The following is a 17,871-nucleotide window of genomic DNA, read 5'->3' as shown; positions in this document are numbered from 1 at the left end:
ATTAGTAGAAGAAATATAGCAAGAGTAATGTATCATATTAGGCGTCCAACCAATTTTTGAAGGAAGTCGCCCGCAAACGACTCACCGTTACTGGTTCTGTTAATGGGGAAATCAACTTTACGATGAGCTTGCCTCCAAAATAGTTTTCTATTTTTTGTACAGCATCGCTGTTGAGGATCACACTGCGGTTTGCCCTATAAAACTGCTCAGGATCTACCTGCTCCTCTATTTTTTCTATGGTAAAATCCAACACATGTTTTTTCCCTTTGAAATCCACCGCATAGGTCAGGCGGTTTTCTGTGTAGAAATAAGCGATATCATTTGTCTCCAATTTGGAATAGCCTGTTGCTCCAGCTACCAAAAAACGTTTTCTGAATTTCTTTTCGCCACTTCGGATCGCACTGGCAAGCTCTTGAAAATCCGTTTTACTAAATTCGGTACTTGTTTGCTGATGTAACTTTTCAAACTTGAGGATAGCATTGAGCAGTTTCTCTGTTTTAATGGGCTTGAGCAGGTAATCAACACTATTTACCTCAAAAGCTTGGATGGCATATTGATCGTAAGCTGTGGTGAAAACTACCATACTTTCGAATTGAACCTGATCGAAAATAGAAAAACAGACCCCATCGGTGAGTTGAATATCCATAAAAACTAGATCGGGGGCAAGATTGCTAGAAAACCATGCGACAGCACTTTTTACACTGTCCAGCTCTTCTATCACCTCCCAATCGGGACGGATACCTGCCAGCATTCCTTTTAGCAAACGGGCATTATGCTCTTCATCTTCAAGTATTACTATTTTCATAAGCACTAGTGCTTCTTAAGCAGTTATTTATTTCACAATTCTACTATGTTACAGTAGTGGCACCTTTACAATGAAAAACTCATTGCTATCGTCAATTAAAATTTCTTTGGAAGTTAGTAACTGATAGCGCTTAACCAAATTACTCAAACCTGTTTTGGTAGAATACGAAGACTCTTTGAGTTGCAAATTATTCTTTACCACAATGTGTCCATTTTCAGTGTAGACATCGATTTTCAAGGGATCGACCTTACTGGTAATATTATGCTTGATTGCATTTTCAATCAACAATTGAAGTGTCATGGGAGCAATCTCTTTGGAAAAAGCCGCTTCCGACACTGAAAGCCGAACATCTAACCCTTTTCCAATCCGCTCTTTGTGCAGCCCTACATAAGAGTTGATAAATTCATATTCTTCCTGAAAATCCACTACTTGCGCTTCCTTGCTCTGGAGCACATACCTGTACACATCGGTAAAGTTCTCCGTAAACTTCACTGCGGCATCGCCATCATAAATGATCAGAGATTTTAGCACACTCAAATTATTGAAAAGAAAATGCGGGTTGAGCTGGTCTTGCAATACCGAATAGTCCATTTTCAGTTTCTCTCGCTTCAGGTCGTCGATGTGCTTTTGGGCATTTACCCATTTTTCGGTAAACCTACTGAGCAGCAAGGTACTCGAAAACAAGGTAACAAAAACAAGCCCTAAGGCTATGCCCATGTAAAACGCAGACTGATGCACAATCAAATGAAAATAGGAAAAGGCTATCACCTCCGTAAATAAATAGACAAGTACAATCAACAAAAGGGTCAACAGAAATTGAATGGCAATCCGTAACCTTAACCTTATAGGAATAGGGAAAAAATATTCGAGGACATTATCTATTACAATCAAGCCTTCGCTCAAAATATAGTAGGCGATGGTAATGATTACATAATGAAGCAATGTCGCATCATCTTTCCCTGTGAACTCTAGGTTAGAACGGTCTATAAACTCGATGGATAAAATAGCAATAACACTTACCACCACAAACCTCAGCAGAATAGAAACAGGGGTATATTTTGTGGTTATGTCACAAATAACTGGGCGCTTTTTATACCTTGCTACATCAAACATCTCTTTTTATATCCCTCAAATTAGTTTATACACATTACAGCAATTATTACTTTCGATATTGCAATATATGACTCTTGGCCAACTTTCCGAAATAAGAAACTATGGAGCCAATGTTCCTGTTACCCTCTCCCATTTGGTGGTTAGCGTCTTAAACTTGGCCATCGCCGTAATGAGTTGCGAATTTGCATTTTGCCAATCGGCTTGGGCATTGAGCAAATCGGTAGTAGTGTTTAACCCTACTTCAAAGCTTGCCTTGGTTTCTTCCAAGCTTTCTTCCGCTTCTCCAATATTTTTTTGAGCTATCGCAATGGCTTCATATGCCTCTTCTATTTCCACTTTTGCTCTCAACACTTCGAGGTTTACCAAATCTTGTGTATTGTCAAGCTCAGTCTCTACCTGCATCTTTTTGAAGTCGGCAGCTTTTCGCTTGTGCTTTGCTTGCCCCCATTGGTAAATTGGGATAGTCAACTGAGCCCCTATCATTGGATTGAGCATCACCGATTCGGTCAGGTTGCCAAGGTGGACTGCCTGATAGCCTAAGCTCAAACCAAACTCTGGCAAGTAATCGGCTTCCTCCACTCTTTTCTCCAACTCAGCAATTTCAATTTGCTTGGAAATCACTTTCAGTTCATTCCTATTTTCAAAAGCCAAGCTTACCCCATTTTGCATATCAATCATTTCTGCTTGGAGCGGCTTTGGATAATCTATCTGCACATCGGCATCTAGCTCAAGCCCAAGTACTTGATTAAGGTACATTTTCGAAACTTTCAATCCGTTCTTAGCCTTCATCAACTGCAATTCCGCCTCGTTTTTTTGGACACTCACCCGGAGCTTTTCACTTGCAGGCTTCAAGCCTACATCATACATATCAATCATCGTTTCTTCCAGTTCGCTCAACATCTCAATGTACTTTTCCGCCAGCTCTATATTAGCATCTATCATCGCCACATTCCAAAAAGCTTGGTCGGTAAGCTCCACCACTTCTGCGTATTTTAAGTTGACCAACATAACGGTAATATCCACTGCTGCATCCGCTTGGCTATTGATATTTCTTATTTTGCCACCTGCATAAATAGGTTGGATGATACTTACACTACCCAGCAAGGCAGATACATTTCCCATTTCTAATGACATTCCAGGGGACCAAACATTACTAGTACCAGAAAAATTTCCAGCTTGCGCTGCTTCGGCACTTTCGGCAGTTGGCAAAAAACCACCTGGAATAGAAATATCATCTACATCAGCCAAAAAGAAAGCACTTGCTTCGGCTCCTACCTGAGGTAAATAAGCTGTCCGAGCTGCTTTTTGGTTGGCAAGAGCCTCTTCCTGTTGAAAACCAGCTTTTTTTAGCTCTTTGTTGTAAGAAATCGCTTGCTGGCGACATTCTTCCAAAGTCATGACCGTTTGGGCATTTACTGTACCCACGGCAAGACTTATAATTGAAATATAAAGAATTAACTTTTTCATTTTTTTATTTTTTGAAAGAGCTGGTCGAGGGCTTCCCCCGACCAACTTTTATGGATAGCTTACCTTCAATTCCACTTTTCAAACCGCTCAAAAAAATGGCAGGCAAACTTTATATAAATTCAACTTCCCTATTTATGCAGGCACAGCCCCTTCCTTTCCTTTTTTGCGAAGAGGTTTTGTATTAACCCTGAACAATAGAGCATAAAGCACTGGAATTACGAATAAAGTAATAAGCGTACCGAACAACAGACCAAATATGATAGTAATGGCCATAGATTGGAACATTACATCGAAAAGCAACGGTAGCATTCCCAAAATAGTGGTGGCTGAAGCCAAAAATACAGGGCGCATCCTTGAAAGTGTGGAAGCTACTATCGATTCAAGTTGATCTTTTCCTTCTTTTATATTATGGTTGATCTCATCCAACAGTACAATCGCATTCTTAATCATCATACCTATTAGGCCTAATGCGCCAATGATACCAATGAAAGTAAACGTTGCACCAGTACTCACAAACCCAACTACTATACCCAACATGGCAAAAGGGAAAATGGTAAAGATAATAACTGCTTGTTTTATGTTATTGAACAAAGCAATTACGATAATAAGCATGATCCCCAATGCAAGAGGAAGATTCTTGAACAAGTTTTGCTGTGATTCAGCGCTGTCTGCTCCTGCACCTTTCCATTCCATTGTATATCCATGAGGTAATTTAATGGCTTCAACCACTTTCGGCTTTAGCCTGCCCTCCACTTCTTCAGCTAAGTATCCAGAAGCTGGGTCACATTGAGCTCTAATTGCCCTTTTATTATTGTACCTATATACTTCATTTTCTTCCCACTCCATTTTAATATTTTCCGTAACCTTGCCCAATGGCACACTCGATTGGCTTTGCATCCCCCAAACAGGGATACTCGACACTTTGTCAATGTCTTTGCCAATAGGCTCATCTAATTTGAGCTTTACGGGAAGCATTTCGTTTCCTTCGTACATAACCCCCACAGCCAAGCCGTCGGTGGCTACTGCAATCGCATTTGATACATCACTTCTGGAAACCCCCACTTTGCTAGCTTCTTCCACCGAGTATTCAGGAGTAAGGACTTTCACTTTATTTTTCCAGTTATCTGTTACGTACACAGTTCCTTCTTCTTTCCTCATCACTGCCTTGGCTTCCTCTGCCAAGTTCCTGAGTACTGCGGGGTCTGGTCCAGAAAACTGAACTTCAATATCGTATTCGGTAAAAATTGGTCCATAGACTCTTTTTCGGGCTTCGGCATAAGGATAATTCTGCTCAAGGTATTTCATTATTTTTTCCCCTACCACTACCGAAGCGTCATAATCCTCTACATCAATTACAAACTCTCCGTAGTTGCTCGAACTATTTGCCATAGGGCGAATCAATGTATATCGCGCTGGAGTTTTACCTGCTGCTGCTGTCACATTATAGACCTCGTCCCAACTCAACAGCTCTTCCGAAATTTCTTGCATGTCTTTTTCAACCGCAGTTAGGTCAGAGCCTTTTGGTAATTTGTATTCAACCAAAAACTGGTTGTAGTCAAGCGTAGGCATGAATTTAAATTTCACGAACTGGAAGGAATAAAGCGAAGCAACCAATAGTACTACTGATGCAACTAAAAAGCTTCTTTTGTGGAGCAGCACCCATTCAACCATTCCTCTAAATTTTTGATAAAATGGTGTTTCAAATGGATTTTTAGGAGCGTTTTTCTTCGCTTTTGGAAGGCTTTTCTTGTAGAAAATTGATGCCATGTACGGTGTTTGAACTACGGCAAATATCCAACTCAGAGAAAGTGAGATTGCTAATACATAGAACAAAGAGCTTAAATATTCCCCTGCCGAGTCAGGCGAAAGAGCCAAGGGCATAAATGCTAAAATTGCGATGAGCGTTGCTCCTAAAAGAGGCAATGCCGTTTGCTTTACGATGTTGGTAAACGCTAGCTTTCTATCTACTCCCGTTTTCAAATCGATCAAGATACCATCCGCCACTACTATAGAATTATCCACCAACATCCCCATTGCTACGATGATCGCCGCTAAGGAAATTCGTTGCAATTGAATATCGAATAGAGACATTACGATAAATGTACCTAGAATAGTAAACAACAACCCACTAGAAATCAATAAACCAGAGCGCATTCCCATGGAGAAAAGCAACACTACCATCACAATCAATACTGACTCAACGAGGTTGACGATAAATCCATTGATGGCATAATTAACCCTATCAGGCTGCGAGAATACGCTATGTACCTCAATACCCGCAGGCAAAGAGGCTTGAAGCTCCTCTATTTTTTTGTCGAATTCGTCACCTATAGTCACTACATTCACCCCGCTTTCCATAGAAAGCGCTAAGCTAATTGCCCTTTCTCCGTTATAAGTTAAGCCTTCTCTTTTAGGCTCATAAAATGTACGTTTGACCTCCGCAATATCACCCAATTTGAAGCTGCCGCCATCGGGAACTTGCACCAAAATATTTTTTATTTCATCTATGGTAGAATACTTACTCCCCACACTTAGCCTGATTCGTTCAGAACCAGAAATTATACTACCCGGGTTCACCACTTGGCCGTGGTCGTACATAGCTCTTACTATATATATTGGGTTGATGCTCAAACTCGCCAGCTTTTCTGCAGAAATAGAAATATCAACCGCTTCCATTTGTGTTCCAAACAATGCGACCCGCTTAATTCCATCTACTTCTAAAAGCTCTCTTTTGAGAAATTCCGCATAATCGGAAAATTCGTCGTATTCATAGCCTTCGCCGGTCATTGCTACAAAAATCCCATACACATCTCCAAAATCATCCGCCACTATTGGGGTTTGAGCCCCAGCGGGCAAAGAGGTTTGGATATCTCGAACTTTTCTTCTCAACAAATCCCACATCTGTGGAATATCGCTACTCGATACTGATTTATTAATATTTACCGTAATTTCAGAATAACCGGGCATCGACCTAGACGAAATATCATCGATGTTTTCCATGCTTTGAACTGCTTTTTCAAGCACATCGGTCACCTCCAACTCTACTTCATGAGCCGTAGCCCCAGGATAAAGCGTTACAACTACCGCCGTTTTTACTTTAATTTCGGCGTCTTCCAATTTTCCTATACTTAGGTAGGACAGAACCCCACCTAACACCACCCCTACCAACAGCGTGTTGAGCAGGGCTTTTTGATCTAATACTTTCTTCAGCATTACAATATCCCTCCTATGTTGGTTTCTGATGGTTTTTCGATAGGCAATACCGATTGATTATTTTGAAGGGAATAAACCCCTGCTGTCACTATTTCTTCGCCTACTTTCAACCCACTTATCAATTCAATTTTCCCTTCCGAAGCAATCCTCTTTACATTTACTTCCCTTCTCACAACTTTCTTAGCCTCGGCATCATACACCCACACACAGTTTTTGCCATCTTGCGTGAACAGCGCCCCAGAAGGTACACTTAATGCTTCTGTACTTCCTTTGCTAAACATGGTCACCTCCGCAGACATTCCAGGGAAAATCGGTAAGTCTTCGCTCTTTTTTAAAGAGTACTTTACCTCAAACAGACCATCTTTTTTAGTTTTTTCCCCAATGCTCAATAAGCTGATGGGCAACTTCTCCACTTTCGCATTTTTCACAGTCAAGAAGCTTTCTTCGCTATTTTTCACTGCTAGCAACTGATTTTCAGCTACGGAAACTACTACTTCAATATCTGAAAGATCGATGATAGAAACGATAGGCATGCCTGGGGCAACTGTTTGATGGTTTTCCGTGAATCGCTCGTAGATGTAACCTGAAACTGGCGCTTTCAATTCTGTATCCACCAACTTGTTTGTGGCATTTTCGTAAGCCGTTTTGGCCATAAGATAGCCCGACTCAATTTTTTCATACGAATTGGCCGGTATTTTTTTCTTGTTGAAAAGCTCCTTATAGCGCTCGTATTCGCCCGTGAGCTGCTCGTACTGCGCCTTGGTAGATTGTATGTTGAGCAGATAATCTCTTTTGTCTATTTGAGCAATAGTCTGTCCTTTGCGAACAAAATCTCCCTCCTTTACATTCAACTTCACTAGTGGTCCTCCTACTCTAAAAGAAAGTGATGTAAGGCTTTTTTCTTTGATTTTACCATTGAAAACCATTTTCCCTCCTTGGGATCCTCCACGTACTTTTTCAACTTTTACAAATTTGACAGATTCTTTCGCTTCTTCTTTTTTTGAGTCGCTACAGCTTACAATAGCCAGAGAGATGAGTAGCAGCAGAAAAAAGCTTGGATGTTTTAAAGTCATTATAATCAGGCTTTATGTGATTGAAAAAAGACAACCTTCTTCCTACAGGAAATTGGTTATCAGAAATATGAATGTATTTTTAATCCCGATAGCTATCGGGAGCACTTAGTGCTTAGTATATATTCAGCATCAAAAGTAGAAGGTAGGTCAATACCATTTTTAAAAAGAAACCCGAACTGATTGAATTGATGCGCGAAGTGATGGAGCTACTGCGCTAAGTGAATTGGGGATTTTCAGAAATTAGAGAGGAAACCTGAAAAAAATGTAAAACCAAGACAGGGCTTGCATGTATTCCAAAAAACTGCTACCTTCATTTCGATTTTAGTTTTTCTCACTTATAGCGCTTCTTCTCTGAAGAATCCCACCCAACAGGGGTAATACAGCATTTAAAAAGGCTACTTTTTTAATGGCAGTTATAGCTGTGTCCGCTCCAATCAAACATCATTACTCTTTTTAAAAAAAATACACCCTCAAAAGCTAGGGATTAAAAACTATATCAAAATGGAAAATACGAATGTAAATAAATCGCTCATATCTAGTTTTTATGCGAAAGTAATAGGAGAGCGAGATGCTGAATTTGCCGCTCAAATAGTCACCGACGATTATATTCAACATAACCCGATGGTAAAAACGGGAAAAACAGGCTTTATCGAATCTATCAACTTCTTAAAGTCACTTCCCCAACCACAAAACCAACCCAAGCCATTCATCCGATTAATAGCCGATGGTAATTTTGTTGCGGGGCATTTGGAAATAGACTTTATGGGTAAAAAGATGGCGGTTATCGATCTCTTCAAAATTGAAAATGATTTAATAGCCGAACATTGGGATGCCATTGAAAATATTCCTGAAGGTGTTGAAGGCTTATTGAAGGCAGGACGACTTGGCAATGAAAACCCAGGCTCAACCCAAGAAAATAAAGAGCTAGTGACTCGCTATTTACGCGTATTGCAACACAAGCAGTTTGAACAGATTTCTGAGTTTGTTTTAGGTGATTTTATTCAACACAGCCTGCAAATACCACAAGGGATAGAAGGTTTGCAAGATTACTACCAACAAATAGATATCGACCAAACCTTTAGAGTGCTTGGGGAAGGTAACTTTGTACTGGTTCAGTCCAAGATGACTATTGATAAACAAGCTTGGGCAGTGTATGCTATTTATCGGCTTGAGCAAGCTAAAATTGCTGAGCAATGGACGGTAAAGCAGCTTATACCTGAGCAAATGGCACATTCCAACGGAATGTTTTAAAGAATCATATTAAATATTTTAAATAAAAACTAAAATCATGAATGGGCGCCTAGTGCGCTCATTTTTTTTGATAAAAAAACCACCCTAACTGTAAGTTTTTCCGCTTTCTTGCAACCTATGTAGCAAAAGAAAGAATATGTCGCCACCGCAAGAAGAATTTTTGGAGATCATTTACCAGCACCAAGCACTGATCCACAAAGTATGCAAAATGTACCGAGACAGCCCCGAAGACCGCGAAGACCTTTTTCAGGAAATCACGTACCAGCTTTGGAAAGCCTACCCGAGGTTTGAGGGAAAATCCAAGGTGAGCTCGTGGATGTACCGCATCAGTTTGAACACAGCGATGGCTTCGTTCCGAAAAGCCAAACCCACCGAACTGACCAATTTGGATGAGCTCCAACACCAACTTCCTGCCGAAAACTCGGTAGAACAAAACCCGCAGGAGGAATTCCTATTTGCTGCCATTCGGCAACTTGAACCACCAGAGCGGGCAATTATCTCGCTCTACTTAGCCGACATGAATTATGCAGAAATGGCTGAGATAATGGGAATCAGCGAAAATTATATAGGTGTACGCCTGAACAGAATCAAAAACAAATTGAAGAAAACTTTAAACGAAAAATCATGGGTATAGAAGATTTCAAGTCGGTTTATGAGAATGCTGGAGAAAAAAATATCAGCAAAGATTTTATCAAAAAAATGACAAAAACGGGCAACCATCCCGTACTCAAAAGGCTTCGGCTTCAGCTTATTTTCGAAACGGTAGTTTGGGCAGCAGTCCTAATTGTATTTTACGATATTTTTGATGGACACTTAAAAGTTCTTGCTTGGAATGTGGCCGTAGTAGTTGCCATTCTCCTGTTGCTTGTGCACAATTTATTGGGTTACAAAATCATTCAGTACCCCATCCAAGGCGAATCTCTGAAGGCATCGTTGAACAATTACTTGGCTAAGATCAAAACATACGCTTGGGTTTCCATAGGCACGCGGGTAATTGCGGTGGCAACATTAATGCTGTTCCTGACCTCCACAAGCAACTGGACCGAAAAAGGATTTGGAGTTCCGTTGGGTATGTTGAGCGTTTTTGCCTTACAAGTATATCTGCTCGGCAAAGTTTGGAAAACAAGGATTGAAAAGATAAAAACGACTTATGAAGTGATTGGTTAATGAGGGAATAAAAAAAGGATGTGCTGATTTTCTAATGATTAGATGATGCAATTAAGGTTTTCGTGCTTTCCTTTCAAAACCCCTTCCCAACCTCCAAGCAAAAAAACGTCGTGGGCGTAAAAAAACGACCACGACGTAAATCTCTAACCTCTACTATAAAACTTAGCTGCTTCAATAGCCTGTTCTGTAGAGCCAGAAAACAGCTTGAGGGTAATACTATAATCAAAAATATGAGGCAAGGTTCGGTATTCTTCCAAGGTCGAATACGAGGTATCCCCCACTCCTGTGACTTCTTAATCTATGTTTAGCGTGATGTAACCGACTTTTTTGAGTTGGAAAATGTACATCACCCTGCTTAGGTTTTCGGTGCTGTATTCCAACACACGCAGACCAAAAGGAGTTGACCCAGCTACCAACCAACCTGTTCCCTGCTCATTGGTGAGCGTAGACCAACGGACATCGCTTTTATTGCCGTTGCCTTGCGGGATAAGGTAGGGCACGTGCTGCTCGGCTACGCTGCCTTCGTACACCCCACAAACTTTTGCCCCGTTTTCCGTTTTAAACGGTTCTCTGCCGTACCATGCTACTTGGCTCATGCTGGTAGGCGCTTTCAATTCCAAGCCTACTTTGGGCAACCATGCTGGCATTTTGCCATGCGGGGTAAGGCACCACAGGCGCATGAGACTCCACTTGGTTGATTTCAAATATTTCGGATTTGCAACTTCCTTGAAATCAAATTTCACTTCTTGAGCAAACGAAAGGCTCCTACTAAAAGCCAAGATGATTATTATGGCTAGATACTTTTTCATTTTCAGGGGGAGGGGTGTACAAAAATTTATTGATTTCGAGTTACACCACCTAATTGGTCGTCAATGTAAATTAATTAAAATCCATTAAATGTACTTAGTACATGAGTATAACAACTCAATGTACAGCTAAAATTATCACTGATATGCATAGGCAAAATACCTAACCTTACCTAGGCCACCCCATGGTGGCATTGTTTGTGATCTATAAAAAGTAATACTATTTCTTAGATCCAGATAATTAATATCCCATTCTCAGATCTATTTTTAGCATTTTTCTGCAAACGCTCTTTATATCCATCCCTAAATATCTGATGTAATATTTTTTATTTTTTTCAATAAAAACATCTCAAAAACCTTCCCTATTAAAGTTTTCCACTTCCTATTTTCCAAAAACTATTTTTCCACATATAGAAACCCATAGAGCTACCACTTGATACATATGTACCATGTTATTTTTCCCATTTTGAGAACGCAACTCCCAATAAGTATACAATCAGCTCTTATACCACAAAAAGGGAAATTACATAAGTTATTGATTACAAATAGTTTATATTAAAAAATTGATTTATGTATGTTTTTTGGATAAGTGTAAGAAATTAAACTAGCAAGCAAACTTTAAATTAAAAAAATGACATCTCGAATACTTTTCGTACTAGCCGTTTTATTTATGTTGATAATTCGCATAGACGGAGCCTTTGCCCAAGGGCTTAGCAACAACAACTACTCGCCAAACTTTGCTTCTAGCTCAGATATATTTTTGATGGAAGAAGAAATGGCTAGTAACATGGTAATGGCTGGGACTTCGATCACGATCAATACGGATTTCCCAGAAGTGATTATTCTTGATGATGCTGTAACATATGGCAATAAGGTTGTTTTTGAAGGAGAAGAACCTGAGGAAGGGCAGATACTGACCATCCACAACAAAGACGAAGACAACGCTTATTATAACGAAATAGAATTTAAGGCAAATAAAACCACCAACTTGTTATTCCTTTTTGGAAAATGGTGGGAGGCCACAAAAAATACAGAAGGAGGTTGGGATATTCTGTACTAAGAAGTCCACCCTTAATAAAAAAGAAACGATTAGGGTTTATAAGGAATGAGTGTTTGTTAATTGTTAATTGACGCTATTTCCCTTGTGTTTATTACATTTAATTATTTAAAAAGGTGAGAACCCATGGTTCTCGCCTTTTTTGATGAACGCCCCTCATCTTGGGCACATATTAATCATTTTGCAGATGAGAAAACCAAAACCTCTCTAGTTTAACTTTCCTTTAATTTAGTTTGACATTTTTGGCTTGTTACAGATCATTAACAGTTGTTTGCTGCCAAGAAGCAGGCATCTTCTTATTTTTAGCTTATCTGTAACTATAATAAAATACAAACAATAAAATTCAACTGAAATAATGAAGAAAACTACCCATGCATTGGCATACCTATGCCTATTGCTCACATGCTTTGTCCCCTTAGCCAATGGACAAACTTCCGAGCTCTTTTTTTCGGAATACATTGAAGGAAGTAACGTAAACAAAGCCTTAGAAATTTACAATGGAACTGGTGCTCCAGTCGATCTCAGCACTTACACGATTGAGATGTATTTCAATGGAAATACATCCCCTAGCACTACAATCCCACTTAGTGGAACCCTCGCAACTGAAGATGTTTTTGTAGTAGCTGATGATGGTGCAGATGCTGCTATTTTAGCAGTTACAGACCTGACTTCGAATGCTAGCTTTTTCAATGGCGACGATGCTATTGTTTTGAAAAACGGATCTACAATAATTGATGTAATAGGGCAAGTAGGTACAGACCCTGGCTCTGAATGGGGATCTGGAGATATTAGCACCCAAAATAACACCATTAGAAGAACGTCTTCTTCCTGCCAAGGTGATATTGTTTCAACTGATGCATTTGACCCCTCTGTTGAATGGGAAGGTTTCCCTCAAAATACTTTTGATGGGCTGGGCAGCCACACGACTACTTGTGCATCTGGAGGAGTAAGCGTAAAAATCAACGAGATCAGGGTAGACCAACCTAGCTCTGACGATGACGAATATTTTGAATTGGCAGGTGCTGCTAACACTTCGCTAGATGAGCTCACCTATTTGGTTATAGGTGATGGACCTGGAGGAAGTGGTACTATAGAAAATGTGACTTCTTTAGCTGGACAATCAATTGATAGCAGTGGCTATTTTGTAGCTGCCGAAGCTACTTTTGGTGCTTTGGGAACGGCGGACTTTACCACCGACCTAAATTTTGAAAACAGCGATAACGTAACCCACTTATTGGTAAAAGGCTTCACTGGGACAAATGGTGACGACTTAGACACAGATGATGATGGTGTGCTAGATACCACTCCTTGGGAAAGCATTATAGACGAAGTTGCACTAGTAGAAACTGTTGGCTCTGGAGAAATGGTTTACTCTAGCACCACTGTTGGCCCTGATGGCACATTTGTACCAAGCCATGTATACCTCAGCGAGGGTGTGTGGAAAATAGGAGGTTTTGACCTAATAGACGGCACAGACACTCCAGGTGCAGAAAACTTTAAAGAAATCGTGCTCCCTCCTTCAGTTGCTGAAAATATTATCATCAACGAGATTGATGCCGACACGGAAGGAACAGATGCAGAAGAATTTATAGAATTGTACGATGGTGGGGTTGGAAATACTGCGCTTGACGGCTTAGTAATTGTGTTATTCAACGGAAGTGACGATGCTAGCTATAGCGCGATAGACCTTGATGGGCAAACTACCGATGCAAATGGATACTTTGTAATAGGAAGTGCTTCAGTACCAAACGTTGACATGGTAGCCTTCACTACAAATGGCTTGCAAAACGGAGCTGATGCCGTTGCCCTTTACGAAGGCGACGCTACAGATTTCCCAAATGACACTCCGATAACTACCGATAATTTATTCGATGCTATTGTTTATGATACTAACGATGGGGACGATGCTGCCTTGCTAGTTTTACTAAATGCAAATGAGCCTCAGGTAAATGAAGGAGAAAATGGTAATAATGCATCCGAATCTTTGCAAAGAATAGCTAATGGAACTGGCGGAGCAAGAAATACATCCACGTATGTAGCTATGCTCCCAACCCCAGGCAGCAAAAATTCTGCTCCAATTGCACTATTAATCAACGAATTTTTGGCTGATCCGGCAGGCGACCTGACGGGCGATGCTAATGGCGACGGAACAAGAGACTCTAGCCAAGATGAATTTGTAGAACTTTACAACTCCACTTCTTCAAGCTTGAATATTTCAGGATGGACAGTGAGCGATGGAGTAAGTGTAAGGCATATATTCCCAGCTAATACTATAGTACCTTCTGAAGGAACAATAGTGATTTTTGGTGGAGGAACTCCAACAGGAACTTTTGAAGGTTCTTTGGTACAAACAGCTTCGTCTGGCTCATTAGGATTGAATAACGGTGGTGATGTTATTGTAGTTAAAAATGGCAGTGAAACTATTGACTCTCTTAGCTATGATAGCGAAGGTGGAGACAACCAGTCTGTAACCAGAAGCCCCGATATCACCGGTGAGTTTATAAAACACTCAACTGTTGACACAAAACTTTTCTCACCAGGAACCTTAATAGACGGCACTAAATTCCCAGGTAACTCTGAGGTGGTCGAACCTCCAGTTGGAGATCTGATTACCATAGCTGAAGCAAAAGCATTGCCTGTTGGATCAAACGTGATTATCCAAGGTGTGCTTACCGCTTCCGATCAGTTTGGTGGTCCGGCTTATATCCAAGATACCACAGGCGGAATAGCTATTTTCGATGCTACAGTACACGGTGATGGTGTTTACAAAATTGGTGATGAACTAAAAGTTGCAGGTAGCCGCACCGAGTTTAACGGTCTACAGCAATTGGGAAGCATCTCTTCAGTTGAGTTGATCCAAAGTGATGTGGTAATAGCACCAGTAGATATTACCGTTTCCCAACTAGCTAGTTACGAAGGGAAATTAGTACGTATCCCGTCTGCTACATTCCCTCAAGCAGGCATGTTACTTTTTGGCAACAACAACTTCACCATAAGCGATGCAAGTGGCGAAGGAGTGATGAGACTAGATAATGATGTGAGCGATTTGGTAGGAAAACTCCTTCCAGCTTCTTGTGATGTCATAGGTATTGTAGGAACTTACAATGGTACTCCACAGCTTTTGCCTCGCTTAGGTTCAGACTTGCCTTGTGCTACTTCTTCCAATCCTGGAGATGGCGGTTCTTCAGAAACTACCTTAGACATCGTAACGTGGAACATCGAATGGTTTGGGAGCACGGGTAATGGCCCTTCTCCAGAATCAACTCAAAAAGAAAACGCAAAAGCGGTTATCTTGGCACTAGACGCCGACTTATATGCATTCCAAGAAATTGCTGATGAAAACCTTCTCCAGACTTTGGCTGACGAGTTGCCTGACTATGAGTTGGTGATCAACCTTGCCAATGTTTCTTACCCTCCTAACGTAACTGGAAATTCTCAAAAACTGGCTTTCCTTTACAAAACGTCGGTTATCACGCCTATCTCAAGCAAAGGTCTATTGACTTCTATCCACCCTTATTACAATGGAGGAGACGGAAGCGTGCTGACCAATGCAGGTTACCCTGACCCTGATGCAAGTAGGTTCTATGCAAGTGGAAGGCTTCCTTTCTTGCTTGAAGCGGAAGTTTCTTTGAACGGAACTACTGAAAACATATGCTTTGTCAACTTGCATGCAAGGGCAAATAGCAGCAATGGACCTCAAGAACGCTACGACATGCGCAAGTTTGATGTAACCGTCCTCAAAGATTCGTTAGATGCTTATTATGGAGATAAAAACGTAGTTGTTTTGGGTGATTATAACGACGATGTAGACGAAACCGTTGCCGATGTTTCAACTACGGTAACCACTTACGAAGCATTTATAAACGACCCAACAAACTATAATACAAAAACTATTTCGCTTAGCAACAGGGGCTTCCGTTCATATGTTTCCTACGAAAATATGATCGACCATATTATGTTAACAAATGAGCTGTTCGACAACTACATAGACAGCTCTGAAACTGTTCACTACGAATTCTTCGACAGCAACTATGAGAACAGTACTTCCGATCACTTCCCTGTTTCTTTGAGCCTAAATATAGGTAGCATCGATGAAGTAGTTGTAGAAGATCTCAACCTTACCTCCGTTTGTTCGGACGATCCTAGTTCCGAAAGGAAATGGAAAGTTACCAACCCTAACGATTTCGAAGTAGAGATTACCTGGTTGATAGACACACTCTTCAACGGTTCGTTTGCCGCTCCAGCTGGCATGTCTTACTTTTCAGCACCTACAATTCGTGACAATCGTCGTAATAAAGCCAAAATCTCATGGTATAATGAGAAAAGAGAAAAAAAATCGATATATGCCCTTTCTGAAGGTGAGCAGTGTGGTGCTGACCTAAGTTTCTACCGTGGCGTAAACCTTGGTGGTGGGCAGATGCTTACTATTGATGGAAATGAATTCGAACCAGGCTGGGCTTCAAACTTGATCTTAAGAGGAACAAGTGCCAACCTTTCTTGGGTATCGTTAGCCGATGCTCCAGATGATTCTGACCTAAACTTACTTCTCGACAAAGTAACCTACGGAAATGGCGCTGGAGTCACCATGACCAACGTTCCAAACGGTACGTATCAGGTATACCTTTACCTAGTAGAGTGGCAAGGTGATGATAAGTTCTTCAACATAAGCTTAAATGGCAACCAAGTAGAAAGTAACGCAAATCTATCTTCTGGTACTTGGGGAAAAATGGGTCCTTGGAGCGTGAATGTTACCAATGGAGAAATAAAAGTAGAGACATCTGGGGCTGTAGTAGGTATTGCAGGAATGGAAGTGTGGACAGGAGGAAGTACTCCTAACCCTCAATCTCCAGCTGCTCCTAGCAACCTTGCGCTTTCAAACGACGGAGTTGAGCTGATGATCCAATGGAACGACAATGCTTCGAATGAAACTAGTTTCGTATTGGAAGCTAAAGCCGCTTCTGCGGGAAGCTATTCAGAAATAGCTACACTCGACACTGATGTTGAAATGTACAAAGTTGCCGTCCCAGGTGAAGCTACTAGCTACAGGGTAAAAGCTGTGAACGCAAGTGGCGCTTCGCCGTATAGCAACACGGCTACTTATTCGCCAACAGTTAGTGGAGACAAACAATTCTACAAGGCTTATAACTTAGGAGGCTCTAGCCTTACCATCGATGGCAACGAATGGCAGGCAGGATGGTCTGGTGAACTCGCAAAACGTGGTGGAAACTTCAATATGAATTGGTTGAACTTCCAAGATGCTTCTTCTGCCAGCCACAAAGCAATGCTTGAAAAAACGCTTCTTCTTACCAGTGGAGGTACTGGAGTAGATGTGTTGGGTATAGTTCCTAACGGTACTTACGAAGTGTATTTGTACGTAGTAGAATGGGAAGACAAAACTAAAAGTTACGATGTGAAGCTAAATGGAAGTACTGTTGAGTCCAATGTTTCACTTGCTGAAAGTACTTGGAAAAAACTAGGTCCTTGGCAGGTAGAAGTTACCAACGGAGAAATCAGTGTAAGCACCGTAGGCGACGCTGCTGCACTTGCAGGTGTAGAAATTTTAAGCGTAACTTCTGGGGCAAGTTCAAGAGAAGCACTTGGTGGGCTTATTACAAAGGAAATCCAATTCTCAAATGAGCTTTTGGTATATCCTAACCCGGCTATCAACCAGTTCTCTATTGATATTCCTGCTACGGAAATCGGCAAGGTTTCTATTTCATTGAGCGATCTTACTGGTAGAAGAATCCAGCTTGGCAACTTAGAGTTGACCAAAGGAATCAATAATTTCCAAGTCCAGTTGCAAGAATTGAACGTAACCAACGGAATGTACTTGCTTCAGGTAGAAGGCGGTGCGCAGAAATATCCAGTTGTGAAAATCATGATTGGGAATAAATAGGTAAGCTGCTAAACGCTTATCGA

General features: G+C 40.9%; 12 protein-coding genes. 5 read left to right on the top strand and 7 right to left on the bottom strand.

What is annotated here, in order from left to right; translation table 11 throughout:
- Positions 1–37: 37 nt before the first annotated feature.
- From R9C00_01340 to R9C00_01320, 5 genes are all read right to left on the bottom strand, one after another.
- Positions 38–805, bottom strand: a complete 768-nt coding sequence (locus R9C00_01340; protein ID WPO36092.1) for a LytTR family DNA-binding domain-containing protein — start codon at positions 803–805, stop codon at positions 38–40.
- A gap of 48 nt (positions 806–853) precedes the next feature.
- Positions 854–1,918 (bottom strand): histidine kinase, encoded by a 1,065-nt coding sequence (locus R9C00_01335; GenBank protein WPO36091.1) that lies wholly within the window; start codon positions 1,916–1,918, stop codon positions 854–856.
- 99 nt (positions 1,919–2,017) lie between these two features.
- Positions 2,018–3,385: a TolC family protein gene (locus R9C00_01330; protein ID WPO36090.1), complete on the bottom strand. Its 1,368-nt coding sequence runs from the start codon at positions 3,383–3,385 to the stop codon at positions 2,018–2,020.
- Positions 3,386–3,517: 132 nt separating this feature from the next.
- A complete protein-coding gene (locus R9C00_01325; protein WPO36089.1) occupies positions 3,518–6,598 on the bottom strand; it encodes an efflux RND transporter permease subunit in 3,081 nt (1,026 codons plus the stop codon).
- On the bottom strand, positions 6,598–7,671 hold the full coding sequence (locus R9C00_01320; protein ID WPO36088.1) for an efflux RND transporter periplasmic adaptor subunit: 1,074 nt from the start codon (positions 7,669–7,671) through the stop codon (positions 6,598–6,600). Before R9C00_01320 ends, R9C00_01325 begins: the two co-directional genes overlap by 1 nt.
- 501 nt (positions 7,672–8,172) lie before the next feature.
- Between R9C00_01320 and R9C00_01315 the strand changes: the two genes are divergently transcribed.
- The 3 genes from R9C00_01315 to R9C00_01305 all read left to right on the top strand — a co-directional run bounded on the left by R9C00_01315 (position 8,173) and on the right by R9C00_01305 (position 10,089).
- Complete coding sequence (locus R9C00_01315; protein WPO36087.1) at positions 8,173–8,922, top strand: nuclear transport factor 2 family protein; 750 nt, start codon at positions 8,173–8,175, stop codon at positions 8,920–8,922.
- Positions 8,923–9,058: 136 nt separating this feature from the next.
- Entirely contained in the window at positions 9,059–9,556 is a 498-nt protein-coding gene (locus R9C00_01310) for a sigma-70 family RNA polymerase sigma factor (protein WPO36086.1), read from the top strand.
- A complete protein-coding gene (locus tag R9C00_01305) occupies positions 9,547–10,089 on the top strand; it encodes a hypothetical protein (GenBank protein WPO36085.1) in 543 nt (180 codons plus the stop codon). Before R9C00_01310 ends, R9C00_01305 begins: the two co-directional genes overlap by 10 nt.
- A 143-nt stretch (positions 10,090–10,232) precedes the next feature.
- On the opposite strand, the gene R9C00_01300 is transcribed toward R9C00_01305, so the two are convergent.
- Together R9C00_01300 and R9C00_01295 are read right to left on the bottom strand one after the other, a co-directional pair.
- Complete coding sequence (locus tag R9C00_01300; protein WPO36084.1) at positions 10,233–10,370, bottom strand: hypothetical protein; 138 nt, start codon at positions 10,368–10,370, stop codon at positions 10,233–10,235.
- A gap of 12 nt (positions 10,371–10,382) precedes the next feature.
- Positions 10,383–10,898 carry a hypothetical protein gene (locus R9C00_01295; protein WPO36083.1) on the bottom strand — a complete coding sequence of 172 codons (516 nt, stop codon included), beginning with the start codon at positions 10,896–10,898 and terminating at the stop codon, positions 10,383–10,385.
- A gap of 628 nt (positions 10,899–11,526) precedes the next feature.
- Between R9C00_01295 and R9C00_01290 the strand changes: the two genes are divergently transcribed.
- Both R9C00_01290 and R9C00_01285 read left to right on the top strand, forming a co-directional pair.
- Positions 11,527–11,955, top strand: coding sequence for a hypothetical protein (locus R9C00_01290; GenBank protein WPO36082.1), 429 nt, complete (start codon positions 11,527–11,529; stop codon positions 11,953–11,955).
- A gap of 352 nt (positions 11,956–12,307) precedes the next feature.
- Positions 12,308–17,848: a lamin tail domain-containing protein gene (locus R9C00_01285; GenBank protein WPO36081.1), complete on the top strand. Its 5,541-nt coding sequence runs from the start codon at positions 12,308–12,310 to the stop codon at positions 17,846–17,848.
- Positions 17,849–17,871: the final 23 nt, after the last annotated feature.

The sequence above is a fragment of the Flammeovirgaceae bacterium SG7u.111 genome (assembly GCA_034044135.1).
GTDB lineage: Bacteria > Bacteroidota > Bacteroidia > Cytophagales > Flammeovirgaceae.
The sequence above is the reverse complement of the archived record's forward strand: the minus strand, read 5'-3'. Positions and strand labels throughout refer to the sequence as shown.

Coding starts and splice junctions, on each gene's coding strand:
- R9C00_01340 (WPO36092.1), bottom strand. CDS start 805: ATGAAAATAGTAATACTTGAAGATGAAGAGCATAATGCCCGTTTGCTA.
- R9C00_01335 (WPO36091.1), bottom strand. CDS start 1,918: ATGTTTGATGTAGCAAGGTATAAAAAGCGCCCAGTTATTTGTGACATA.
- R9C00_01330 (WPO36090.1), bottom strand. CDS start 3,385: ATGAAAAAGTTAATTCTTTATATTTCAATTATAAGTCTTGCCGTGGGT.
- R9C00_01325 (WPO36089.1), bottom strand. CDS start 6,598: ATGCTGAAGAAAGTATTAGATCAAAAAGCCCTGCTCAACACGCTGTTG.
- R9C00_01320 (WPO36088.1), bottom strand. CDS start 7,671: ATGACTTTAAAACATCCAAGCTTTTTTCTGCTGCTACTCATCTCTCTG.
- R9C00_01315 (WPO36087.1), top strand. CDS start 8,173: ATGGAAAATACGAATGTAAATAAATCGCTCATATCTAGTTTTTATGCG.
- R9C00_01310 (WPO36086.1), top strand. CDS start 9,059: ATGTCGCCACCGCAAGAAGAATTTTTGGAGATCATTTACCAGCACCAA.
- R9C00_01305 (WPO36085.1), top strand. CDS start 9,547: ATGGGTATAGAAGATTTCAAGTCGGTTTATGAGAATGCTGGAGAAAAA.
- R9C00_01295 (WPO36083.1), bottom strand. CDS start 10,898: ATGAAAAAGTATCTAGCCATAATAATCATCTTGGCTTTTAGTAGGAGC.
- R9C00_01290 (WPO36082.1), top strand. CDS start 11,527: ATGACATCTCGAATACTTTTCGTACTAGCCGTTTTATTTATGTTGATA.
- R9C00_01285 (WPO36081.1), top strand. CDS start 12,308: ATGAAGAAAACTACCCATGCATTGGCATACCTATGCCTATTGCTCACA.